This window comes from Catalinimonas locisalis (assembly GCF_038039535.1).
GTDB lineage: Bacteria > Bacteroidota > Bacteroidia > Cytophagales > Cyclobacteriaceae > Catalinimonas.
The window spans coordinates 49,491-74,305 of sequence record NZ_JBBPHP010000030.1; the positions used below are offsets into that span (position 1 = coordinate 49,491).

23 protein-coding genes are annotated in these 24,815 nt (G+C 38.0%); 14 read left to right on the top strand and 9 right to left on the bottom strand.

What is annotated here, in order from left to right; genetic code table 11:
• Positions 1 to 2,349, bottom strand: a complete 2,349-nt coding sequence (gene topA / locus WJR50_RS25000) for a type I DNA topoisomerase (protein WP_341296035.1) — start codon at positions 2,347 to 2,349, stop codon at positions 1 to 3.
• Between the two features lie 158 nt (positions 2,350 to 2,507).
• Here topA and WJR50_RS25005 point away from each other — a divergent pair, with 158 nt between their 5' ends.
• From WJR50_RS25005 to WJR50_RS25020, 4 genes are all read left to right on the top strand, one after another.
• Positions 2,508 to 3,008, top strand: coding sequence for a SixA phosphatase family protein (locus tag WJR50_RS25005; protein WP_341296036.1), 501 nt, complete (start codon positions 2,508 to 2,510; stop codon positions 3,006 to 3,008).
• A gap of 11 nt (positions 3,009 to 3,019) precedes the next feature.
• Positions 3,020 to 3,349, top strand: a complete 330-nt coding sequence (locus WJR50_RS25010) for a phage holin family protein (RefSeq protein ID WP_341296037.1) — start codon at positions 3,020 to 3,022, stop codon at positions 3,347 to 3,349.
• Between the two features lie 6 nt (positions 3,350 to 3,355).
• The gene (locus tag WJR50_RS25015) at positions 3,356 to 3,925 is read left to right on the top strand and encodes a YqaA family protein (protein ID WP_341296038.1); all 570 of its coding nucleotides are present in this window, start codon (positions 3,356 to 3,358) and stop codon (positions 3,923 to 3,925) included.
• Positions 3,926 to 4,178: 253 nt separating this feature from the next.
• On the top strand, positions 4,179 to 4,748 hold the full coding sequence (locus WJR50_RS25020) for a DUF4136 domain-containing protein (RefSeq protein WP_341296039.1): 570 nt from the start codon (positions 4,179 to 4,181) through the stop codon (positions 4,746 to 4,748).
• A 218-nt stretch (positions 4,749 to 4,966) separates the two neighbouring features.
• Here WJR50_RS25020 and WJR50_RS25025 read toward each other — a convergent pair whose 3' ends face one another.
• Positions 4,967 to 5,890, bottom strand: coding sequence for a DUF8428 domain-containing protein (locus WJR50_RS25025; RefSeq protein WP_341296040.1), 924 nt, complete (start codon positions 5,888 to 5,890; stop codon positions 4,967 to 4,969).
• A 61-nt stretch (positions 5,891 to 5,951) separates the two neighbouring features.
• Here WJR50_RS25025 and WJR50_RS25030 point away from each other — a divergent pair, with 61 nt between their 5' ends.
• Entirely contained in the window at positions 5,952 to 6,545 is a 594-nt protein-coding gene (locus WJR50_RS25030; protein ID WP_341296041.1) for a methyltransferase domain-containing protein, read from the top strand.
• On the opposite strand, the gene WJR50_RS25035 is transcribed toward WJR50_RS25030, so the two are convergent.
• Both WJR50_RS25035 and apaG read right to left on the bottom strand, forming a co-directional pair.
• A complete protein-coding gene (locus WJR50_RS25035) occupies positions 6,535 to 7,155 on the bottom strand; it encodes an O-methyltransferase (RefSeq protein ID WP_341296042.1) in 621 nt (206 codons plus the stop codon). The genes WJR50_RS25030 and WJR50_RS25035 overlap by 11 nt on opposite strands.
• Before the next feature lie 165 nt (positions 7,156 to 7,320).
• Positions 7,321 to 7,707: a Co2+/Mg2+ efflux facilitator ApaG/CorD gene (gene apaG, locus WJR50_RS25040; protein WP_341296043.1), complete on the bottom strand. Its 387-nt coding sequence runs from the start codon at positions 7,705 to 7,707 to the stop codon at positions 7,321 to 7,323.
• A gap of 82 nt (positions 7,708 to 7,789) precedes the next feature.
• Here apaG and ung point away from each other — a divergent pair, with 82 nt between their 5' ends.
• Positions 7,790 to 8,452, top strand: a complete 663-nt coding sequence (ung, locus tag WJR50_RS25045; protein ID WP_341296044.1) for a uracil-DNA glycosylase — start codon at positions 7,790 to 7,792, stop codon at positions 8,450 to 8,452.
• A gap of 64 nt (positions 8,453 to 8,516) precedes the next feature.
• Here ung and lepB read toward each other — a convergent pair whose 3' ends face one another.
• The 5 genes from lepB to WJR50_RS25070 form a co-directional block, all read right to left on the bottom strand.
• Positions 8,517 to 9,635 (bottom strand): signal peptidase I, encoded by a 1,119-nt coding sequence (gene lepB, locus WJR50_RS25050; RefSeq protein WP_341296045.1) that lies wholly within the window; start codon positions 9,633 to 9,635, stop codon positions 8,517 to 8,519.
• A gap of 78 nt (positions 9,636 to 9,713) precedes the next feature.
• Positions 9,714 to 10,442 carry a 4-hydroxy-tetrahydrodipicolinate reductase gene (dapB, locus tag WJR50_RS25055; protein WP_341296046.1) on the bottom strand — a complete coding sequence of 243 codons (729 nt, stop codon included), beginning with the start codon at positions 10,440 to 10,442 and terminating at the stop codon, positions 9,714 to 9,716.
• Between the two features lie 2 nt (positions 10,443 to 10,444).
• The gene (locus WJR50_RS25060) at positions 10,445 to 11,143 is read right to left on the bottom strand and encodes a DUF5683 domain-containing protein (RefSeq protein ID WP_341296047.1); all 699 of its coding nucleotides are present in this window, start codon (positions 11,141 to 11,143) and stop codon (positions 10,445 to 10,447) included.
• Between the two features lie 5 nt (positions 11,144 to 11,148).
• Entirely contained in the window at positions 11,149 to 12,063 is a 915-nt protein-coding gene (locus WJR50_RS25065) for a ParB/RepB/Spo0J family partition protein (protein WP_341296048.1), read from the bottom strand.
• A gap of 19 nt (positions 12,064 to 12,082) precedes the next feature.
• The gene (locus tag WJR50_RS25070) at positions 12,083 to 12,856 is read right to left on the bottom strand and encodes a ParA family protein (protein ID WP_341296049.1); all 774 of its coding nucleotides are present in this window, start codon (positions 12,854 to 12,856) and stop codon (positions 12,083 to 12,085) included.
• A gap of 335 nt (positions 12,857 to 13,191) precedes the next feature.
• Here WJR50_RS25070 and WJR50_RS25075 point away from each other — a divergent pair, with 335 nt between their 5' ends.
• The 8 genes from WJR50_RS25075 to WJR50_RS25110 all read left to right on the top strand — a co-directional run bounded on the left by WJR50_RS25075 (position 13,192) and on the right by WJR50_RS25110 (position 24,695).
• Complete coding sequence (locus tag WJR50_RS25075; protein WP_341296050.1) at positions 13,192 to 14,322, top strand: hypothetical protein; 1,131 nt, start codon at positions 13,192 to 13,194, stop codon at positions 14,320 to 14,322.
• 32 nt (positions 14,323 to 14,354) lie between these two features.
• Positions 14,355 to 15,281 (top strand): PfkB family carbohydrate kinase, encoded by a 927-nt coding sequence (locus WJR50_RS25080; protein ID WP_341296051.1) that lies wholly within the window; start codon positions 14,355 to 14,357, stop codon positions 15,279 to 15,281.
• A 199-nt stretch (positions 15,282 to 15,480) separates the two neighbouring features.
• Complete coding sequence (gene egtB / locus WJR50_RS25085) at positions 15,481 to 16,803, top strand: ergothioneine biosynthesis protein EgtB (RefSeq protein ID WP_341296052.1); 1,323 nt, start codon at positions 15,481 to 15,483, stop codon at positions 16,801 to 16,803.
• A complete protein-coding gene (egtD, locus tag WJR50_RS25090) occupies positions 16,804 to 17,829 on the top strand; it encodes an L-histidine N(alpha)-methyltransferase (RefSeq protein ID WP_341296053.1) in 1,026 nt (341 codons plus the stop codon).
• Between the two features lie 31 nt (positions 17,830 to 17,860).
• Positions 17,861 to 18,835 (top strand): porphobilinogen synthase, encoded by a 975-nt coding sequence (hemB, locus tag WJR50_RS25095; RefSeq protein WP_341296054.1) that lies wholly within the window; start codon positions 17,861 to 17,863, stop codon positions 18,833 to 18,835.
• Between the two features lie 115 nt (positions 18,836 to 18,950).
• Positions 18,951 to 21,164 carry a phosphoribosylformylglycinamidine synthase subunit PurL gene (gene purL, locus WJR50_RS25100; RefSeq protein ID WP_341296055.1) on the top strand — a complete coding sequence of 738 codons (2,214 nt, stop codon included), beginning with the start codon at positions 18,951 to 18,953 and terminating at the stop codon, positions 21,162 to 21,164.
• 270 nt (positions 21,165 to 21,434) lie between these two features.
• A complete protein-coding gene (locus tag WJR50_RS25105; RefSeq protein WP_341296056.1) occupies positions 21,435 to 22,238 on the top strand; it encodes a polysaccharide biosynthesis/export family protein in 804 nt (267 codons plus the stop codon).
• Positions 22,239 to 22,259: 21 nt separating this feature from the next.
• Positions 22,260 to 24,695: a GumC family protein gene (locus WJR50_RS25110; protein ID WP_341296057.1), complete on the top strand. Its 2,436-nt coding sequence runs from the start codon at positions 22,260 to 22,262 to the stop codon at positions 24,693 to 24,695.
• Positions 24,696 to 24,815 lie beyond the last annotated feature (120 nt).

The window sequence follows — 24,815 nt, forward strand, 5'->3', positions numbered from 1 at the left end:
TTACTTTTTCTTGGAACGCCCTCTTCCTTTTTTCTCCGGTGCTTTTTCAGCAAGTTCCAGACATTCCTCCAGGGTGAGTTCTGAAGGCTCTTTATCTTTAGGAATTTTTACATTCTTTTTGCCCACTTTAATGTAAGGACCGTAGCGTCCTTTGAGTACCTGTACATCTTCGTTTTCATCAAAAACCTTAATGTATTTTTCTGCATCTGCTTTTCTCTTGGCTTCTATCAGTTCTATCGCTCTGTCAATATCAATGGCCAGCGGATCTTCATCCTTGGGAATAGAGGCAAAGAGGTTTTTGTGGCGTACATATGGGCCAAAACGACCAATATTAGCAGTCACTGTTTCTCCTTCAAATTCACCAATTTCACGGGGTAATTTGAAAAGTTCAAGAGCTTCTTCCAGCGTGATAGTCTCAATAAATTGTCCTTTTCTTAAGCTGGCAAACTTAGGTTTCTCTTCAGCATCCATTTCACCCAACTGTACCATAGGGCCAAACTTGCCTAAACGGGCGATTACCGGCAGCCCGGTTTTGGGGTCTTCTCCTAGTAGGCGGTCATTTTTGACCTGTGATCTGTCAATCTGCTCAGAACTTTCTACTTTGGAATGAAAACGCTGATAAAATTCCTCAAGCATTTGTACCCATTCTTTTTTCCCCTGGGCAATCTCATCAAATTCTTTTTCTACCCTTGCGGTAAAAGAGTAATCAATCACATTATCAAAATACTCTACCAGAAAATCATTGACCACCATAGCAATATCAGTCGGAAATAGCTTTTTCTTTTCTGTTCCGGTAATTTCAGTCAGAGTCTTTTGATCAATTTTGTTGTCTTTTTTGAAGAGTGTAAGTTCTTTGTACTCTCTTTCTGTTCCGACACGGTCTTCTTTCAGAATGTATCCACGTTTTTGAACAGTGGAAATGGTAGGGGCATAGGTAGAGGGTCTGCCAATACTCATATCTTCCAGTTTCTTTACCAGGCTAGCTTCCGTATAACGAGGAGGGTGACGTGTAAAGCCCTGTCTTGCTTTCATGAAGTCAAGAGAAAGTTTCTGCCCTTCAGAAAGAGGGGGTAGCATTCCTTTGCGGTCTTCATCGTTTTCCTCATCGTCGGTAGATTCAATGTAGACTTTCAAGAAACCATCAAATTTGATTATTTCACCGGTTGCAGTAAGATAATCAGGTAAGTCTTTAGTGGCTGATGAGTTTTTAAAATCAATAGCTATTGTAACCAGGGTTCGTTCTATCTCTGCTTCAGCCATTTGTGAGGCAATCGCTCTTTTCCAGATCAACTCATAAAGCCTCTGTTCGTTACGTTCCTTACCTGCTTCATTTACAGAGAAGTCAGTAGGACGTATGGCTTCGTGAGCCTCCTGTGCAGATTCTGACTTGGTTTTGAAAGTACGGGTGTGCAAATAGTTATCGCCAAAGTTTCCTTTAATTTCCTTGGCTGCTCCTTCCCTTGCTTCTTCCGAAAGGTTGGTAGAGTCAGTACGCATATAACTGATTTTACCAGCCTCATAAAGGCGTTGTGCCAGCGTCATGGTTTGAGATACTGAAAAACCAAGTTTACGAGCAGCTTCCTGCTGAAGTGTAGAAGTAGTAAAAGGGGGTGATGGAGATTTTTTTACCGGTTTCTTCTCAAGTTTTTTGATATGAAAGTCAGCATCACGGCATGCTACCAGGAAAGCTAATGCCTCCTCTTCAGTGTCAAACTTTTTAGGAAGCTCAGCCTTGAGTATGCTTGTTTTATCTACCAAAAATTCTGCACTGATCTTATAAGAGGATTTAGACTCAAATTCTGTGATTTCCCTTTCGCGCTCTACTACCAATCTTACAGCCACGGACTGCACGCGCCCGGCAGAGAGGCCTCTTTTAATTTTTTTCCATAGCACAGGGGAAAGCTCAAATCCTACCAGACGATCCAGTATTCGTCTTGCCTGCTGTGCATTTACAAGATCCAGGTCTATCCCTCGGGGAGATTGTATCGCATTAAGTATTGCGTTTTTGGTGATCTCTCTAAAAACAATGCGACGAGTTTTATCATCCTTAAGTTTGAGTTCTTCTTTCAAGTGCCAGGAAATGGCCTCACCTTCACGGTCATCATCACTGGCCAGAAAGATTAAATCAGAATCCTTTACCAGTTTTTTTAAATTAGAGATAACTTCTTTCTTATCAGAAGAAACAGCATAGGTGGGTTTAAAACCATTTTTGATATCAATAGCTTTATCATCTTTTGGCAGATCTCGTATATGTCCGTAGCTTGAGGCGACAACATAATCTTTACCTAAATATCCTTCTATGGTTTTCGCTTTGGCTGGTGATTCTACGATTACTAAGTTTTTGGGCATCTTACGCTTACTTTATAAGTCGGTTTTGAAATAAGTACGAACAAGGGTACTGATTGATTGTTGAGTTAAACTACATTTTAACAACTTTTTAAACAATAGATTGTAATATTCGCTGCAAATAAAAGGAATAGTTTTTTCATTAACATATACTTCAACAAATGGTTAAAAAATTGTTTTTAGGGCGTCATGCTGAATCTGCGGAAGCAGTTGCAGGTATCAAAGATATAGAAAGAGATCTTACTGCCAAAGGTTATCGGGATGCTCCTAGGGTTGGTAAATATCTTTTTGAACAAAATTTACTGCCAGATGCAGTGATCAGCAGTAATGCCCAACGTGCAAAAGCAACAGCCGAACTTATGGCTGAACAGCTTAAATACGAATTACATAAAATTGATTTTTCTGAGGATTTATATAATGCTTCAGTGAGAACGTTACTGCGTATTATTAATGAAGCTCAAAATACCTGGAGCAGTTTGATTTTGGTAGCTCATAATCCCGCCATTTCTTATCTGGCTGAGTATTTATCTCGAGAAAATATCGGCAGCATTGTACCGGGTGGTATGGTGATACTAAGTTTTGAAATAGTCAATTGGGAAGAAGTATCTGAAGCAAATGGGAAACTGGATTTATATATACAACCCGATCAGATTATTTTTTAACCCATAAAATTATGATTCTAAAATTACTGGTAAACGCTGTAGCAGTTTTCTTTGCCGCGTATTTACTTCAGGGAGTTGAAGTGAAAAACTTCTGGAGTGCTATCCTTACTGCAATTCTATTAGCCATTGTAAATGCAGTATTGAGGCCCATTATGGTTTTTCTGACCATTCCAGTGACTATCCTCACACTGGGTTTATTTCTTCTGGTGATCAATGCTCTCTTGCTTATGTTGGTAGACGCAATACTCCCTGGCTTGAAGATCAAAAACTTCTGGTGGGCACTCATTTTCGGAGTAGTTTTATCCATCATCAATGGAATACTTTCATGGTTAATCTTATAGACAGCTTTGGATAGTGATAAGGTAATTTTTCTCGCTAGAAACTTAGCAAGAGGTCTAATTTGGCTAACTGTATTAATCGGAGGCTTTTATCTTTTTAAAAAATATGTAGATATAGATTATCTTGTATGGCTCAAACCTGTGTATGACGAGCCTTACCTGGTTTATTTGATTTACTCCGTTTCTGAAATACTATTTGGTATCATTCCTCCGGAAATTTTCATGATGTGGGGACTCAGAAGTGGCCGTCTTGAAGATTATATTTATATCGTGCTTATTTTAGCAATCATTTCCTTTTTTGCAGGGGTGATTGGTTTTTTGATCGGTAGATATCTTGAACATACTCAGTTCTTTAAGCTTTTCAAAAACAAAATTTTTGGTAAATATGAAAAGTATCTATATTACTATGGCGCATTTATCATAATAGTGGCGGCTCTTACGCCTCTTCCTTTTTCAGGAGTAAGTATGTTGGTAGGAAGTGCAGAATTTCCTATGCGTAAGTACCTGATATTTGCTCAGGCGCGTTTTATTAGGTTTTTTGTCTATGCATATCTTATCTGGGAAGTAAATATGCTCTAGTATAAACTTTCTTACTTTACCATAGTTGTAAAAGCGTTCAGAATAATTTTGTGAATCTACCTAGTGAGTACCCTGCTAAGCAACCTGATGAGTAAACTCTTTGTATAGTACTGAGAGATAAATAATTAAGTATTTGTCAGGGAGACTACCAACTGATTATAAATTCCAGAGATATTTGTGTAATATCGATGTAGTAGGATAATAATAAATTACTATATTTAAATAACTGCGAATAATCTACATCAATTAAACTATGAAGGCTACTTTCTCTATTGCGATTCTCTCTTTGCTCTTTTTAGCAAGTTGTATGGGCTATAAAGAGTTTCCTGTTGAATCAGACTACAGTTATGAAGGAGATTTTAAAAGGTACAAGACTTTTAACTTTCTCGATACCAGAAGCTCAGGTCCAGATTCCAGTATTCAAAATCAAATCATAGAAGAATCTATCAAAGCCAGGATGGAATTACAGGGTTATGATTTCTCAGAAGAAGATCCCCGTTTACTGGTTTCTTACAAAATCTTTTATGATAGTCTGTTCTTTACTGGCTACGAACAGCCTGACCTTGAAATGTTTATTGAGTACGAAGAATCCATTGACAAGGATATGGATCCAGTGAAGTATAACCTTCGCCAGGGTACGCTTCTGGTACTGATTTATGATCGTGAGCGCAAAAAATCAATCTGGCAGGGGTATGCATCAGGCGTTTTTGGTAATCAGTATTTTAATGATAAACGATACCTACAGGGAGCAGTCCGGTCAATTTTTGATCAGTATAAAGTTTTTGCTGAAGGCTTTGTGGTAGAAAGGAAAAAGCTCCGGTAACACTGCTACATATCAAATTATCAGCCGGACCAAATTATTTTGGTCCGGTTTTTTTATGCTTAAACCTATCGTAAAACTTTATTAGTACCGCTGAATATTTCAGGTAAACTCAAATCAAGGATTGAATTAATTTTGCTGAAAAGTTGAGCAAAATAAAAAAAGCCGCATTTTATGCGGCCTCAATAATTATAATACCAACCTACTCCATTCATATACCCTCATCGTATCTCAAAATTTGTTCTCCCGATGATGTAATCGTCCGTATAAATTTCAATAGTATGGCGCCCTTCAGCATAATCACTCCCTTTTTCATACAAAAAGGTAAGTTCCTGCTGGGTATTATCAAATAATATTTCTTGCTTTTGGGTGAAGAAAACCTCTTTGCCATCCTTCATAAAAGTACCGGCACCTTTTGCCACATCAAATATTACATTTCCATCAGGATCAATCACGCGGACCATAATATCTTTTCCCTCTACGGGAGCTACGTCATTTTTTGCAAGATTAAACTTAAGCTGTAATTGTTCAATCTGATTATTACGGTAGCGATCTCTTTCTTTGGCATTACCTCTACCATTGATACCCATCACACTAATGTTTTCAGCTTTTAGCCTGGAGGCAACCTCTACCTTTTCTGAAAGTTGCTCGTTGTTGGTTTTAACTTCACTGATGGTTTTATTAAGTACCCTCTGGTCTTCTTTGAGCTCGGTATTCTCGGCATATAAGGCTTCATTAAGCTGTTTTAACTCTGCAATTTCAGCATCTTTTTTTATCAGTAGTTCTCTATATCCTTCTACGCGGTTTCTGATCTGGTCATAACGTTTTTGTGCTAACTGACCTTCATTTTGCAACTGCTCTTTTTCCTGCTCAAGGGTTTCTCTGATCAACCGTAGTTCTTCTACATCTTCACCTAATTTTTGCAGTTCTTCAATTTTTAGATTGAGCTCGTTGCTCATAGATTCAAGCTTGTTGTACGTCTCTTCCAGTTCTTCCTTGCTACTCTGTAGTTCAGTACCCATTTCCTGGTTATTTTGGTAATAAAGGAAAAGCGTAACTACATTTACCAGAAGCAACAAGCCAATAACAGTGATGAGAATAGTTCTATTTTTGGATCGTTGTTGCTCAGTCTGATTCGTTGACATAAATTGATATAGTTATTAGTTCTTCAATGTGTAAAAATAGTAAAATATTTCTTTCATACTTATGGTAGACAAGCTAGATGAAAATTACTGGTCTCAGCGTTACCTGAATGAGCAAACCGGCTGGGACATTGGACAGGCATCTCCACCCATTCGTCATTATGTTGACCAAATTAATCAAAAAAGCCTATCAATATTGATACCTGGAAGTGGCAATGCTTACGAAGCAAGTTATCTTTATAAAAAAGGCTTTTCCAAAACCTTTATTTTAGATATTTCAAAATTGCCCCTCAACAGATTTAAAGCACAAAATCCTGATTTTCCTGAGAATCAGATACTTCACCATGACTTTTTTACTTTAAATGGATCTTTTGATCTGATCATAGAACAGACATTCTTTTGCGCACTAAATCCTGAATTAAGACCTCAATATGTAGAAAAAATGCTCAATTTGCTAAAACCAGGAGGTAAACTGGTAGGTTTGCTTTTTGACGACCCTTTGTATCAAGATCATCCTCCCTTTGGTGGAAACAAACAAGAGTACCTATCTCTTTTTCAGTCCCGTTTTATTGTTAAAACTTTTGAAAAGTGTTACAATTCCATTGCTCCTCGTCAGGGCAGGGAGTTTTTTATGATCCTACAAAAACCTAAAAAGTGAGTAGATAATGTTGCTTTTTTTGGAGTGATTCAAAGAATAGCAAACCCGCATCAAACAAATCTATGCTGAGGCTAATCTCCTTTTTTTGGTAAATTTCATTCCAGGCTTTTTGCATTTCAGTTGACCAGTAAATGTCATCCAGAACAAAAATGCTTTGCTCATGCGATTTCTCCCTTAGGCATTCATAATAGTTGAGGGTAGGTTGATATTTATGGTTAGCGTCTAAATATGCAAAATCTACGTGCTGGCAATCGGACAAAACTTGCGGAAGCTTATCATCAATATTACCTTCTACCAGATGAATGTTTTTGAATTCCCATTTTTCAAACAACTGACGAGCTAAGCGGGCAGTCTCGGGGCAACCTTCAAAAGTATATATGTTAGCCTCAGGATGGGCGGCAGATAAGTATAAAGTCGTGATCCCCAAACTGCTACCTAACTCAATTATCGTTTTTGGTTTTTGATAAGATACCAGCCGAGACAGAAAACGACAAAATTTGGACCTGCTCAAACTGTGAGCTGCGATATTGCTTATTTTTCTGCTGTTTTGGGTAGACACCTGTGATTTGGCTCCCGGAGAGTTAGTGTTAATGGTACTATTATTTTTCAAATAACAGCTACGATAAAGCTCAATTTGATTGAATACTTGTTCAGGTTTATCCTGTAAGACAAGCTTCGTATAAAAATCATATACAAAGGGAGCATGCAGAGAATGCCTGTTTACTGCATAAAGCCAATGATACAAATACCCTTTAAGTAAAGAAATTCGGCTCAATTAATTAGATCTGTAGGGAGCAAGCATGCTAAAAGCAGGGATTGCAGCAAGAAAATTTTTGCCATCTACTACTCTTTCCATGAGGTAGGTACCGTGCATTTTACCGATACCTGATTTTAGATTGCATCCGGAGACATACTGGTGGGTATCTCCAGGTTCTAGTACAGGTTGTTTACCCACTACACCTTCACCATCTACTTCACGGGTAGGAAAACCGGCATCAGCAATAAACCAATGCCTTCTTAGTAACTTTACAGTATATTCACTGTTGTTCTCTATGGTAATGTGGTAAGTGAAAACATAGTGGTTTTGGGCAGGACTTGAATAGTCCGGCTGATATTCAGTAACTACAGTTACTTTGACACCATCTGTTACTTCGGTTACCATTTGTTCAATTTCTTTCTTTTTTACGGCTAAATATAGCTAATAGTTTAAAATAACCTAAAATGCAGATTTAATTCTTTATTTGATGGATGTAAAAATTGCCCCTTCATGGAAAAAGCACCTCAATGGTGAGTTTACCAAACCTTATTTTATAAGTTTGGTAGAGTTTGTTAAGGATGAGTATAGTAAGCATACTGTGTACCCCCCGGGAAAAGAGATATTCAGGGCCTTTGATCTTACAGGTTTTGACAATGTTAAAGTGGTTATTCTTGGTCAGGACCCTTATCACGGCCCAAAGCAGGCTAATGGGCTAGCATTTTCGGTTAGGGATGGATTGCAAATGCCACCGTCATTGGTCAATATTTTCAAAGAGATCAAACAGGAGTATGGAAAAGAGTTTCCGCCTTCAGGAAATCTGGAAAGATGGGCAAAGCAGGGGGTACTACTATTAAATGCTACCCTTACAGTAAGAGCAAAACAGGCAGGTTCGCACCAGAAAAAAGGATGGGAAGAGTTTACTGACTCAGTTATTCAACATATTTCTGAGGAAAAAGAGGACGTTGTATTTATGCTTTGGGGAGCCTATGCGCAAAAGAAGGGGGCTATCATTGATGAAAGCAAGCACTTAATACTAAAGTCACCACACCCTTCCCCTTTCTCGGCTGATAAAGGTTTTTTTGGAAATGATCACTTCAAAAAGGCGAACGAATTTCTTAAAGAAAAGGGTAAAGAGGAAATAGAGTGGTAAGAAAGCAGGTATTGAATTTTGTAAATTAGGGGTTGGAAATTTAATTCTCCAACCCCTAATCTCTTTATTCTATCAAATTAAACAGCCTATTCCAACGAATTTTGTCTAAGAAGCTGGCATTTGGGTCAATGGAAAGCCAGATAAAAAAAGCTTTACCAACAATATGATCCTCAGGCACAAAACCCCAGAACCGTGAGTCTTCAGAATTATGACGGTTGTCACCCATCATAAAGTAATAATTTTGTTTGAAAGTATATTCATTAATCTCCTGGCCGTCAATGTACAGCTTACCATCCCGCTTCTCTACGTTTTCATTTCCCTCGTAATGTTCTATCACAGTTGCATATTTGGCAATATTACCTTCATCCAGAGTAACGGTCATCCCTTCAGCAGGAACCTCTAAAGGCCCAAAAAAGTCAGCATTCCAGGGAAAAAGGCTGGCGTCAGGATAAATTCTTGGATTCACCTGGTCTTCATTGTAAGCAGCTGAATGTACCGCATTAACAAAAGGAAGCTTTGCAAACTCATCAGCAATCTCCGGAGTACATAATACAATGTAACCACCTTGCGTGAGGTTGTATTCCCACACTTCCAGATTGTCAAAAACACGGTCGTTAATTACCTCATCCGTGGCAATAAAGTACCTGAATTGAGCGCCTTCTGGAGCCTCAACAGTTTGTCCGTTCACTACTACCTGACGATCTTGCACCTCAACTACATCACCGGGAAGGCCGATACATCTTTTAATATAATTGGTCTTGAGGTCAGTAGGATGCTGAAATTCTACCGGGTAATTAAAAACCACCACATCATTTCTTTTCACATCTGAAAAACCTGGCAGGCGAAACTGAGGTAGTTGTATCCAGTCCACATAAGATGGAATATCTGTGCCCCAGATGGTCTGATGTGTCAGTGGAACTTGTAGTGGAGTCTTGGGTGTACGTGCACCATAATGCATTTTACTTACAAAGAGGAAGTCACCTACCAACAATGATTTTTCCATGGAAGGTGTAGGTATAGTAAATGCCTCCAGAAAAAGCCAGCGAATGATTGTAGCAGCTACTACAGCAAAAACGATTGCGTCAACCCACTCTCTGGTTTTGGATTTGGGCTGCTTATGCTTAGGGGATTCGGTGGTAGTTTCCGTAGTATCTTGTTCTTTTTTCTTGAGAAATGTCGCCATAGGAATTGATTCAGAACGAACTGTTATATTTCAGACTAACGCTGATTAAAATCAAATAATGCCTCTAAAGATAATTAATTAAAATTTGATGAAATCATCCATACTTAAAATTCCCTTTTTGTTTTGAAGCCATTCAGCCACTAAGACTGCGCCCAGTGCAAAGCCTTCTCTGCCATGGGCGGTATGTTTGATTTCAATATCGTCAATTTCAGAATGGTATTTTACAACATGTGTACCAGGTACATCACCTTCCCTCTCTGAGGTTATAGGTATATTCTTTTCAGTGGAATTTCCACTTTCATCTACCAAATACCAGTCATTTTTTTGAGTGAGTTCTTTTAGCATACCTTCAGCCAGGGTAATAGCAGTACCGCTGGGAGCATCTTTTTTCTGGGTATGATGAATTTCTAGCATTGATGGCTCGTAATCGGGATAAACATTCATCATTTTGGCTAAAAATTGATTCAGTCTGAAGAAAATATTTACACCAATACTAAAATTGGAAGCATAGAAAAATGTACCGTTATTTTCAATACAATAGTCTTCAATGGAAGATTTTTCTTTAAGCCAACCTGTAGTGCCGGAAACCACTGGGATATTGTTTTTCAGACAGTAACGGATATTTGCTGGTGCAGCTTCAGGCTGAGTAAACTCTATAGCCACATCTATATTTTGAGGTGATAGTTTGTTTAGCACTTCCTCCCGATGATCAACGTCAACTTTTTCAATGATTTGATGGCCCCGGTGCACAGCAATCTTTTCTATAGTCTTGCCCATTTTACCATATCCGAGGATAAGAATATTCATGCTTATTGTATTTTTAATTTGAATGAAAAACCCAAAGCGGGTACAAAACTACCACCGCCTCCTGAGTACGAAAGAAACTGACCTAAGGAAGGCTGCAGGTCCATACTCAGTTCTTCACTGACATCAAACTCAATCAGATGAGCATCTACAATAGCTTCCATGATTTGCAAAGCATAAGCACCAGCGAGGAGGATATATATAAAATCACGTTGCCTGCGGCTGCTTTCAACTGCATTAGTTATTGACCTTAAATTACTTCCACCTATAGCATCTTGCAACGGATTCTCTTCAGGTAATCCGTTCTCGAGAGCAATATTTGCTCTACGGAACACAAGATATTGGTCATTATACCAAGTAGTAAACCATCCCAAGGTAATAAATGTGCCATAGACAATAGGGACTTTCCAGTAGGAACCATTGTAAATTTGACCTAGACCAGGAAGTGCTGCTGCATAAAGAGCGGCTTTTCTGGGAATCTTTTTTTGGTTACGGCTACTGAAAATTACCACAGAATCAGAATCAGCGTTATCACCTTCCAGGTCTATTCCAATTAAAGCCTGGTCATTTAATTCAATGGTATCCTTCTTGATGATGGTTGGGTCAGACTCTTCGTCTTCCTCCACCTGTGCCAAAACATCAATAGCAGAAGCCAATGTTAAAAGTAAAGCCCCAATAAACAGGGTGCTAATTTTAAGCCGCATAAAGCTTATACCTCTAAAAGTTCAAGAATTCTGTTAAGATCATCAGCGGATACATAGGGTATTTTTATCTCTCCTTTGTTTTTCCCGCTGGAACGAATCTGTACGCGGGTTCCAAAATGGGAAGAAAGCTTAGTTTGTAACTGACGAATCTGGTAAGCTGCTTCGGGATTTTCTTCTTCCTTGGCAGGCTTTTCCTTTTTCCTGGGCATGGATAACTCTCTGACGAGAGCCTCCACTTTTCTTACGGAAAGATCGTCATTGATGGTTTTTTCAAATATATGCAGTTGCTGGTCTACATTATCAACATTGATAATAGCGCGTGCATGCCCCATAGAAATACGATTATCACGTAAAGCGGCCTGTATATCGGGCGGAAGTTTTAGTAAACGCAGATAGTTATTCACTGTAGAGCGGTTTTTGCCCACTCTTTCGCCCAATTGTTCCTGACGAAGATCGCATTCAGAAATTAACCTTTGGTAGCTCAAGGCAATTTCTATAGAATTAAGGTTCTCACGCTGAATATTCTCAATAAGGGCCATTTCCAGCATTTGCTGATCATTGGCCAACCTGATATAGGCGGGTATTTCGTTAAGACCAGCTATTTTTGAAGCCTGAACGCGTCGTTCACCAGAGATAATCTGATAACGATCATTACCCATCTGGCGTACTGTTATGGGCTGGATAATGCCCTGTACCTTAATGGATTCTGCTAACTCCTCCAGAGCAGCCTGATCAAAGTCTGTTCTGGGCTGAAAAGGGTTAACGTCTATTTTATCTAATCCAATTTCATTGATACTACTAACTTCCTTTACTGCCTGTTCTTTACGACTTGAGTCAGAATCCTCTAATAAGGCTCCTAGTCCACGGCCTAAAGCATTTTTTCTCTTAGGATTTTTGCCTGTCATCTTTTTGCTATTCATTCCTCTTCACTAAACAATACTAAATGGTGATTCCGTTTTTCTCTAAAATTTCTCTTGCCAGATTTAAATAGCTGGTGGCTCCTTTACTTTCTGCGTCATGCACTATGGTAGGTATGCCAAAGCTTGGAGATTCACTGAGCTTAATATTGCGCGGTATCAGTGTTTTAAATACCATTTGTTGAAAATGGTTATTCACTTCCTCCACTACCTGATTGGATAATCTTAAGCGCACATCATACATTGTAAGCAATATACCCTCAATTTCTAGTCCGGTATTAAGCCTGGTCTGTATTATTTTAATCGTATTAAGAAGTTTGCCCAAACCTTCCAAAGCATAATATTCACATTGAACAGGAATAATGACAGAGTTGGCAGCAGTGAGCGCATTAATTGTGATCAAACCTAATGAGGGCGAACAATCAATAATTATGAAATCATAGTCTTCCTTAATGGGTATGAGCGCTTCACGCATACGTGTCTCCCGACTGTCCAAACCAACCATTTCTATTTCAGCACCTACCAGATCAATGTGAGAAGGTAATAAATAAAGGTAGCTTGTATCAGTGTCAACGATCGTTTCTTTAACATCAATATCATCTACCATGCATTCGTAAATACTATTTTCTATTTCCTTAGGGTTGAAGCCTAGACCAGAAGTAGAGTTTGCCTGCGGGTCAGCATCAACCACCAGCGTTTTATATTCCAGTGCCGCCAGGCTGGCCGCTAAGTTAATAGCACTTGTTGTTTTTCCTACCCCTCCTTTTTGATTAGCGATTGCTATAATTTTGCCCATTGAACGTATTGGCTAGGTTAGTAATATGAATAATATGAGTGATTAATTAACTTTTTTCTTTTAATTTGTACTTAATCAATCAGTTAGCTAAGTTTTTCATAAATATAAAGGAAAAGATATGCAAACATATCGTTCCATTAACTATGGTTTTCAGTACTAAATATGACTTAAATTTATTTAATTTGGGACTGAAATTAAACGTGATCAGTCACAAATATAAAAGTTTAATTCTTAAAAAATAACCTAAGTTATCAGTCCTCTTTAAGTGTGACAATAGACTAATTCTAAGTGGGTTTTGAGCTGTTTTTTTCTTTTCTATCTATACTTTTTACCTGATGCATCTTCTTCGTGTAAATGACAATGAGCTAGCCCGGGAGTTTGTAGAACTACCACATCGTCTGCATCGACAAGCGAGAAGGTTTTCCAGAGCTCAGCAAAAGCATATTCTGGCCCTTATCAAACGAAAAGATTCCTTTTTTGAACAAGAAGGAGAGGCTGAGTTCTGGATACTAGCCAATTTTCGTGGTGAGACAATAGGGAGAATAGCGGCATTTGTTTTTAAGAACTCTTCTCAAGGCTACGTTGGTCTATTTGATTGTATTAATCATTTAAAAGCAGCCTCTATGTTATTTGACCAGTGCAAAACATGGCTACAAAAGTTTGAAATCAAGACTATGGAAGGCCCGTTCAATACCATGCCCTTTCAGCTTGAAGGCCTGGCCATGGACAATAAATTGCAGCAATCTGTACCCTTTGTAAATATACAATCCATTTTTTTTACAGATTTATTTGAATTTTATGGCTTTAAAAACTTCAGAACTCAGCAATTATTAAGTTTTGAAGGTGGAAAAAAAATAATAACTCACTCTGGAGTCAATAATTTTTCAGATGATGCTGACTACGAGGTATTAAAAGTTGATAAAACCAACATCACTCGTGCTACCAAAGCCATTGTTGAAGTTTATAGTGCTGTAAAAGGCCAAAAAACCCATTTAGGTTCGGAAAATGATTTATTACCATGGCTAGCGGCTTTAGTTAATCAACATTTGCCGCCTTTGATTTGGGTGGTCTACCACAAAAGTGAGGCAATTGCTTTTATTATCAATGTGATGATTGATACTCCCCAAGAGATTACTGATAATGAAAAGCTTACAATCTGGCAACAGATAACTTTAAGGTTTGCTCCCCAACATAAATCATTGCTCAATCTAGGCCTGTATGTTGTTCCTAATTACAGTGATCAAGAAATAGAAAAAAGACTGTTGAAATTGCTGGAAGATACTATTGAAAAGGATTCCTCCTATAAATTTGATCAGTTTCTAATTATTGATAAATATCTTAGTAATATCCCGTCAGTTTTAAATGATGGAGTAATTATTGATAAATTTGTGAAGTTCAAGTATAAATTTGATCAAGAGCCATTGATTGGTACTTTTGCGAAGTCAAAAATTATATCTCCCGAATAGCGGGATTTTTTTCATTTGCTAAACCAAATTTTATGAGCTTATTATCCATTGGAAGTGTTGCGTTTGATCAAATTGAAACTCCCTTCGGAAAATCCGACAAAATCATTGGAGGTTCAGGTACTTACATTGCACTTGCTTCATCATATTTTACAGAAAAGACAAAATTGGTTGGGGTAGTAGGAGAAGACTTCCGGCAGGAAGATATTCATATGATGCAGCAACATGGCATTGATACTGAAGGGATACAGATAAAAAAAGGTGAAAAATCTTTTTTCTGGTCTGGTCGCTATCATGCTGATCTTAATACACGCGATACTCTGGTAACCGAACTTAATGTATTGGGTGATTTTGACCCTGTGATTCCGGATAGTTACCAGGATTGTGAATATCTGATGTTAGGTAATTTGACTCCATCGGTCCAAAAAACAGTTATTGAACGTTTGCAGAAGCGCCCCAAGCTAATTGCCATGGATACTATGAATTTCTGGATGGAAGAGATGTTCATCAAAGAGCTAAAAGAGGTGATGACTATGGTGGATGTAATGTCTATCAATGATGAAGAGGCGCGTTTACTTTCCGGAGAATATTCTTTGGTAAAAGCAGCCAAGAAGATTCGTGAGATGGGCCCCAAATATCTTATTATTAAAAAAGGAGAGCATGGAGCCCTGCTTTTTAGTGATGAACAAATCTTCTTTGCCCCCGCACTTCCATTAGAGGAAGTATTTGACCCCACTGGCGCAGGTGATACTTTTGCCGGAGGATTTATCGGACACCTGGCCAGTACAGGTGATATCAGCTTTGAAAATATGAAGAGAGCTGTAATCTATGGCTCTGCAATGGCTTCTTTCTGCGTAGAAAAATTTGGTCCGGAAAGACTCATTGGCTTAAAAGCTGATGATTTAGAGGAGAGAGTTCAGGAGTTTATTGACCTGGTCCAGTTTGAAATAGAATACAACTAATTTTATTTAAGCATATACTATTTCATAACCAGAGGTGGCTTCTTGCCACCTTTTTTTGTATCCTCTCGTAAAAGCAAAAAACTTGAGTTTTGATTTTGAGCTATTTGCAAAAGAGATTCAATCTGAAAATTTCTCTATATTTTCTAAACACATTTTTAGATTATTGATTAATATCAGAGTTACTGATAAGCTCATTTTTATGATACAGGAAGAAAATACAATTGTTTCCGAAATTGCTAACTCCTTAGAGATCCGTATAGAAAATAAATATCAGGCAGTAAGATCCCAGTCAGAAAAACTGTGTGAACCGCTGAAAACTGAAGATTATGTGGTTCAGCCAATCCAGGATGTAAGTCCTCCGAAATGGCATCTGGCACATACTACCTGGTTTTTTGAGCAGTTTATTCTCAAGGCCTACAAAAAAGATTATCAGATCTTCAACAATGCCTATAATTACATCTTCAATAGCTATTATGAAAGTATGGGGGAGAAGATGCTCCGGGATCATCGCGGAAACATGACGCGCCCTTCTACGGAAGATGTATATCAATACAGAGCCTATGTAGACCAGCAAATGTTGGAATTGCTTAACAGTTCACAATTTAACACCGAGCTTGAGCAATTGACAGAACTGGGTTTAAATCATGAGCAGCAGCATCAGGAGTTACTAATAACAGATATTAAATACATCTTAGGGAGTAATCCTTTATTTCCATCTTACTTACAGTCAACTCAATCATCAATAAATACAAGCAATATTCAAAAGCAGGAGTACATTGAGTTTGACGAAGGTGTTTATTCCATAGGTTTTGAAGGAAATGGATTTCACTATGACAATGAAGAAGGTCGTCATAAGGTATATTTGCATAATTTTAGAATACTTAACCGGCTGATTACCAACGGAGAATATCTCGCATTTATGGATGCAGGGGGGTATGAAAATTATGACCTATGGCTGGCAGATGGTCGTGATTTTGTAAGTCTACATCATATTAAAGCGCCCTGTTACTGGCATAAGATAGATGGCGAATGGCATCATTATACTTTACATGGTCTTCAAAAAATAGATTTGGATGCACCTGTTACGCATGTCAGTCATTATGAAGCAGATGCTTTTGCCCGCTGGCAGAGTAAGCGTTTGCCTACTGAACAGGAATGGGAAACTGTAAGTCAATTAGCCAGGTATGACCAAGACTTACACCTTCTTCACAAAGCAAATTTTGTTGAGTCTAACCTATACCACCCTCAGGCCCTACAGGCTGAGGGTAATGGTAAAATACCTGCTCAGATGATGGGTGATGTATGGGAATGGACACAGAGTGCTTATCTTCCTTATCCCTTTTACAAGAGAGTAGAAGGAGCTTTGGGAGAGTACAATGGCAAATTTATGAGCAATCAAATGGTACTCAGAGGAGGTTCGTGTGCTACTCCTGAAAGCCACATCAGGACTACCTATCGTAATTTTTTTCAGCCGGATAAAAGGTGGCAGTTTACCGGTATTCGTTTAGCAGAACATTTTTAGATGAAAGAGCATAATTCAAACAACGATATTTTAGAACCCAAAAAAAATAATTCTATACCCAATGAGGTAAGTGGTTTTGACAAAAGCTTTGCTGAAGATGTAAAATCAGGGCTTCAAGCTGAACAAAAATACCTTTCATCTAAATATCTCTATGATAAGAAAGGGGATGCCATATTCCAGCAGATTATGGATATGGAAGAGTATTACCCTACCCGATGTGAGTATGAAATTTTTGAGATGCATAAAGCTGAAATGCTCAAGTATTTCAGTGAACAGGTTAAGCAGTTTGACCTGATTGAGTTTGGTGCCGGGGATGGGATGAAAACAAAAGTCTTGCTAAAACATTTTTTGCAGGAAAAAGCACACTTCAATTATGTACCCATTGATATTTCAGCCAATATTGTCAAAACGCTGACGAGCGATCTCTATGAAAATATGCCTGATTTATCAGTAAAAGGAATATGTGATGATTACTTTAGCGCTTTTGATAAACTTGAAGCAAGTGAAGAAGAAACAAGAAAGGTAGTACTTTTTTTAGGGGCTAACATTGGAAACTTCAACCCGCAAGAAAGTATCACCTTCCTCAAAAAAGTTGCATCTTATTTTAGTCCGGGAGATCGGCTACTGATTGGTTTTGATCTCAGAAAAGACCCACAACGTATTCTTGATGCTTATTTTGATAAACATGGCATTACAAGATCTTTCAAGCTTAACCTCCTTGAAAGAATCAACCGAGAATTAGGTGGAAACTTTGATGTTGATAAATTTCAATACTTTCCAATCTACGATCCAATTGAGGGGGCAATCAGGAGTCACCTGGTAAGTAAAGTAGAACAGGAAGTTTATATCAAAGCACTGGACGAAAGCTTTCACTTTGAGGCTTGGGAGGCTATGTTCATGGAACGTTCTCAAAAGTACAGCGTGTCAGAAATTTATCAAATGGCTGAAAAAGCTGGATTTCGTTGCCTTCACCATTTTTACGATAGCAGAGAATATTTTACTGACTCTTTATGGACATTGGCTTAACAATAATAAATTAGCGGAAAATTGATGAGCTATGCTTAATAGAAGGCCCCGTAGAAATCGCAAATCTGCTCTAGTGCGCAATTTGGTGCAGGAAAGCAAAGTTAGCCTGGAGGATTTGATCTTACCGCTATTTCTGATTGAAGGAGATAATAAAAAAGTTCAGGTTTCCTCTATGCCTGGTATTTACAGATATAGTTCAGACCTATTGATGGAAGAAATTCAATCCTGTATCAATTTAGGGCTACATACTTTCGCCCCATTTCCCTCTATTAGCGACTCCCTGAAGAACCCGATGGCTACTGAAAGCCATAATCCCGATGGCTTATATATATCAACGATCAGAAAGATAAAAGAAAATTTTCCTGACGTCTGTCTGATTACAGATGTGGCGATGGATCCTTACAGTTCAGATGGGCACGATGGTATTGTTAAGGATGGAAAGATTCTCAACGACGAAACACTGGAAGTACTTGGGAAAATGGCAATAGCTCAGGCAGAAGCAGGTACAGATATTTTAGGACCATCTGATATGATGGATGGTAGGGTAGGCTACTTACGGAATGTTTTGGATGAACATGGTTTTACAGAAGTGTCTATCATGTCTTATACTGCCAAATATGCCAGTGCTTTTTATGGACCTTTCCGTGACGCATTGAACTCCGCCCCCAAAGCAGGTGACAAGAAGACCTATCAAATGAACCCGGCCAATAGAGCGGAAGCCCTGATTGAAGCTGATCTTGACGTGGAGGAAGGAACTGATATCATGATGGTGAAGCCCGCCATTCCTTATCTGGATGTAATCAGATTGCTGAAAGATAATTATGCATTACCAATTGCTGCATACCATGTCAGTGGTGAGTATGCGATGATCAAAGCCGCTGCGGAAAAGGGCTGGCTTGATGAAGAAAAATGTATGCTGGAAGCACTTACCTGTATTAAGAGAGCAGGCGCAGATATTATACTTACCTATTTTGCCAAAGACTTTGCCCGCTGGCAGCATAAGTAGTCTATCAGCCCCTTTTTGGATGATTATAAGTATACGTGCTTTAGTTTAATGTTTTTTTATTTTTCCTATCAACTTATTGTAAATTGCGCCATCATTCACCAAAAAAGGCAAAAAGTTGAAAGGAGAGTTCACAACCGTACAGACCGCCCTTGACCTGGGCTTGTTAGAAGAAGAATACCAAAAAATCAATGAAATTTTAGGGCGTACACCAAACTTCACTGAGTTAAGTATTTTCGCAGTGATGTGGTCAGAACATTGTTCTTATAAAAACTCTATTGTCTGGCTTAAGAAACTTCCTAAATCCTCAGAGCGAATGCTCGCCGAAGCAGGGGAGGAGAATGCAGGTTTGGTAGACATCGGAGATGGTCTGGCCTGTAGTTTCAAAATAGAATCTCACAATCACCCTTCCGCTATTGAACCCTACCAGGGAGCGGCTACCGGTGTAGGTGGTATCAACCGTGATATTTTTACCATGGGTGCCCGGCCAATCGCCCAGCTCAACTCCTTACGGTTTGGAGATCTGAGTAACAAAAAGACCCAATGGTTGCTGAAAGGTGTAGTAAAAGGCATTGGGGATTATGGAAATGCATTCGGTATTCCTACAGTTGGTGGAGAACTTTATTTTGATCCCTGCTACCAGGTGAATCCACTAGTAAATGCATTTTCAGCAGGGATTGTGGAAACAGACAAAACTGCATCTGCTATTTCTTATGGAGTTGGTAATCCCGTGTTTATCGTAGGGTCTGCTACCGGAAAGGACGGAATCCACGGAGCGGCTTTCGCTTCTAAAGATATCAGCGAAGATTCTTTAAATGACTTACCATCGGTACAGGTAGGTGATCCTTTCCAGGAAAAACTGTTGCTGGAAGCTAGCCTTGAAGTAATTGCATCCGGTGCAGTTGTCGGTATCCAGGATATGGGAGCGGCAGGGATTATTTGTTCTACTTCAGAAATGAGCGCCAAAGGAGCGCATGGCATGGATATCTGGCTAGACAAAGTGCCACTGAGACAAGAAGGTATGCTCCCCTTTGAGATTCTACTTTCTGAATCTCAGGAAAGAATGTTAATAGTGATTAAAAAAGGCAAAGAGCAGGAAGTTCTGGATATTTTCAAGAAGTGGGATCTTAACTGTGCGCAAATAGGAGAAGTTACAGATAATAAGATACTCAAATTTTATCAGGACAATACTTTAGTAGCTGAGGTTCCGGCGCATGATCTTGTATTGGGAGGAGGGGCTCCAGTCTATCATAGAGAATACAAAGAACCAGCTTACTTTCAGGAATTTAAAAAGTTTAATCCTGATTCCATTCCTCAGCCTGATTATGTAGAAGTTGCTAAATTTTTATTAAGTCATCCAAACATCGCTTCACGACAATGGGTAGCTGAGCAGTACGATTCTATGATTGGTACCAGCACTACTACGACCAATGCTCCATCAGATGCGCCAGTAGTTAGAATTAAGGGTACTAAAAAAGCTATTGCAATTACTGTAGATTGTAATGGACGTTATGTGCATGCCAATCCTGAAGAAGGCTGTGCGATAGCAGTAGCTGAATCAGCCAGAAATATTGTATGTGCAGGTGGCGAACCCGTAGCTATTACCAACTGTCTAAACTTCGGAAACCCTTATAACCCTGAAGTCTACTGGCAGTTTGTAAAGGCAATCATGGGGATGAAAAAAGCCTGTGAGAAATTTAATACGCCCGTTACCGGTGGCAATGTCAGCTTTTACAATCAGTCTAATGATGGTGGAGCGGTATTTCCTACACCGGTAATAGGAATGCTGGGGCTACTTGATCATTATGACAAGAAAATGACAATGCATTTTAAAAATGAGAACGATCAATTGTACTTGCTTGGCAAAGTAAATGATGATATTGCTTGTTCAGAATATCTCTATAGTTATTGCAAAGTCAAATCTTCTTCCTCTCCATATTTTGACCTTGAGGAGGAGTACAAAGTACAGGCAGCTATCAAAGAACTTATCAAGCAAGACATGATAGTCTCAGCACATGATATTTCTGATGGAGGCTTGTTCGTAACTTTAGCTGAATCAGCCCTCACAGGCAATTTAGGCTTTAATATCAATACTGACCCGTCTATTAGAAAAGACGCGTTTCTGTTTGGAGAAGGGCAGGGTAGGATAGTGGTAAGTGTGAATGAAGTACAGATAGAAAGTCTGGAGTCTACATTAACATCACTTTCTGTTCCATTTCAGCGCATTGGAAATGTAGTGTCGGACGTTTTTATGATAGATCAAGAAGTGGTTATGAATCTGGATGAAGCAAGTACATTATATAGCAACACATTGGCGTCATTTTTGAGATAATGCTGCTAAGATTTATAATTTTTTAAATAATTATTACATGTCTTATCTAACTCCTTTCAAAAGGGCCCTAGTAGATTAGTCAAGTTGTTATATCTAAATAATTTATTATTTCATTTTTTGACGCTTTATTTATATTAATATTTAAATAATTATAGAAAAAATGTAATTTTTTAAGTCAAAAAATTTTCAAATGAATATTTAATGACTATTTTTGTGTTAAATAGATAAAAATAATTAAATAATATATTACTTGTGTATAACTTTTTCCGAATGAAAAAAAGAAATCTCACGTTACAGTTTATAGGCATAATGATGATAATCATCAGTTTGTCCGGCTGTTATTCAAGTAAGGAGCTTATTTATCTACAAAATGATGAGTTTAATAAGGAGTATCCCACTTCAATAAAAAACAAGCGACCAGAATATAGGATTCAAATCAACGATGTGTTACAAATAGATGTACGTAATCCAGATCCTACTACTACAGCATTATTTTCTAAAAATGAAGGACAGATTGTAAATGGTAATGTTAATCCGGCTTATTTATACCTGGCGGGTTACTCAGTAGATGATAATGGGAACATTAATATTCCAATTGTTGGGACTGTAAAAGTTGATGGTTTGACGGTAAATGAAGCTGAAACGTTGGTACAGACAGAGATTGATAAATACTTGAATAATGCATCTGTAGAAGTAAAATTAGTTAGTTTTAAAGTATCAGTCTTAGGAGAGGTAAGAAACCCCGGATATTACCTTATATACAATGGGCAGGCCAATATTCTGGAAGCCTTGGCAATGGCTGGGGATATCACGCAATTTGGCAGTAGAGATGAGATTAAGTTGATTCGCCAAACAAGCGAGGGTTCTGAGGTCATTTTATTGGACATGCGGGATTCAGAGTTGATGAACTCTAAGTATTTCTTTTTGTTACCTAATGATGTATTATATGTAGAGCCGAACAAGGAACAGATAAAAAGATCAAATTTGGAGCCTTTAACTATAGTATTCTCGGCTCTCACCACTTTAGCATTATTTGTTAATGCATATGTGAACATTAGAAATAACACTCCTTAGAAATCACTAATATTCTTAACAATGGAAAATATTAAAAAAGTAAATGAAGGTAGCGCTGATATTTTACCATTACTTTATAAAATAAAGTCAAAATGGTATTGGTTCCTGTTTAGTTCTCTATTCTTTCTTATCATTGCCGTCGTTTACAGTCAATTTTCAGAAAAGAGATACGCAGTACAAGGAAGTATCCTCTTTGAAGATAGAGAGAGAGGTTCTACAGAGGTTGGTGAACTTTTAAATCAGAACACCCAGACCAACGCTAGAGATGAGGGCAAAATTGCACTTACTAATGAAATAGCCAAGCTAACATCTGATAGGATGATAAGCGTAGCATTGGAAGGACTTGATTTTAAAGTATCTTATTTTACAGTTGAAAAGTTCTGGCCTTCCTTCATGAAAGAGTCCTGGCTTAATGAGAGATATAGTGATTTTCCAGTTAAAATAAAAGTAGACAGTACGAAATATCAACTCGTAGGCGTACCATTATTTATTTCATTTGTTTCTGAGGATGTTGTCAAAATTGAAGCATATGGGGAGGAAGTCCGAGCCTACAATTTTTCTACGAATGAGTATTCTGGAATCATACCAGAAGTTTCTTTTTCTGAAAATGTAAAATTAGGTAATACACTTGAGACAAAATATCTAAATATTACTGTTGAAGCTGATCCTAATTCAATGTTGAGTCAGGAAGATTATGATCTAGCTTTCAAAATTAATGCGCATAAAGCTTTAGTGGAGAGCTACAAAGCTAAGTTGACGGCAACACCTGTAGATGAAATGAACCAGAATGCCAGAGTGGTTAATCTCAATATGGAGATTAATATACCTTCCAAAGGTGAAGCCTTTATCAACTCTTTGATTGATGCCTATGCAGGTAATGTTCTGGCTAAGAAAAATTTAAAAGGTGAAAATTCAATTGATTTTATCAATAAAAGGATTGCTGTACTTTCTGATTCTTTAAAAAATGCTGAAATGGCGCTACAGCAGTTCAAATCTTCATCTAGCTTGTTAGATGTAGATTATGCCAAAAATAGTATTTATAATCGTTTGGACAGATTAGAGCAGGAAAAAGCTACTGTGGATGATCAGTTATCATATTATCAGAATACCCTCAGGTCTCTCAACAATGAGTCTCAAGCTGATAAAATTGTAGCGCCTGCTGCTGTGGGTATATCTGATCCGATTTTTAATCAATTGGTTAATAATTATATACAGCTAAGTACTCGTTTGCAGCAAATGAAGTATAATGCAACTGACTCAAACCCGTTAGTGACTCAACTGGAGAGAGATGTTGCAGACCTGAGACAAGCTATAAAAGACAATATATCTGGTATCATTTCTTCATTGTCTACTACTCAAAGCAGGCTCAATAGAGATATTTATCAGGCAAGAGCTGAAGCTAACTCACTGCCTCAAAATGAAAGGCAACTTACAGTTTTGGAGCGTGATTACGAATATTATAAGGAGAAGTACAATGCAATGATGGAGAAGAAAGCAGAAGCAGAAGTAGTATTAGCTACGAATACTACCAATGTGGAAACAATTGAACGTGCGGAGGTGCAAGGTAATGGTCCGGTTTGGCCAAAACCTATGTTGTTTATGTTTGCTGCTATTATTCTTGGTCTTAGTTTTCCTTTGGCATTCATCGTAGTATCAGATTATTTGGATAATAGGGTGAGTGATAAGGACGAACTTGAAAGCAAAACTAAAGTACCTTTGCTGGGCATGATCGCAAATGGTCCGAAAGATGCCGGAGTAGTATTAAAGAAGTATCCAAACTCTGCCATTGCTGAATCATTCAAGTTTGTAAGAATTAACCTGCAATATTTTCATCAGGATAATAACCATCAGGTGATAGGAATAACTTCATCAATTAGTGGTGAAGGAAAAACCTTCTGCTCTGCTAACATTGCGGCTACATTTGCTGATTCTGGAAAACGTACCCTGCTTGTTTGTGGTGACTTGAGAAAACCACGCATACACGAATATTTTGATCTGAAAGGACCAGGGCTTACAGATTATTTACAAGAATTTGCCACTTTAGACAATGTTATTCAACCTACAGAGTTTCGTAACCTTGATGTAATAGCTCCAGGCTCACCTCAAGATGATCCTACGAAAATGTTTGAGTCACCCAATGCGCAAAAGCTATTTGATGCTTTGAAACAACGCTATGATAAAATAATTGTTGAGACGCCTCCGATTGGTTATGTGGCAGATTACTTTGTCTTAATCAATCACTTTGATATTAATTTATTCGTAGTTCGTTATAAGTATACCAATAAAAATATACTGGTGGGAATCAACGATCTGTATAAAAATAATAAGATAAAAAATCTATATCTATTATTTAACGATGTCAAACACAGCGGAGAATATGGATATGGGTATTTAAGTAACGACAAAGGTTATTATACGAAGACCAAGAAAAAGGCTTTAAAAAATCCCTTTTCTTAATTCAAAAAATAGGGAAATAGACTTTAGAAAACTGTTTCCCTATTTTTTTGTTTTTTTTCAAATGTAATTATTCAAACTTTTTATATAAATAAAATTTGTATTGGTTTTGAATTTCTTGAT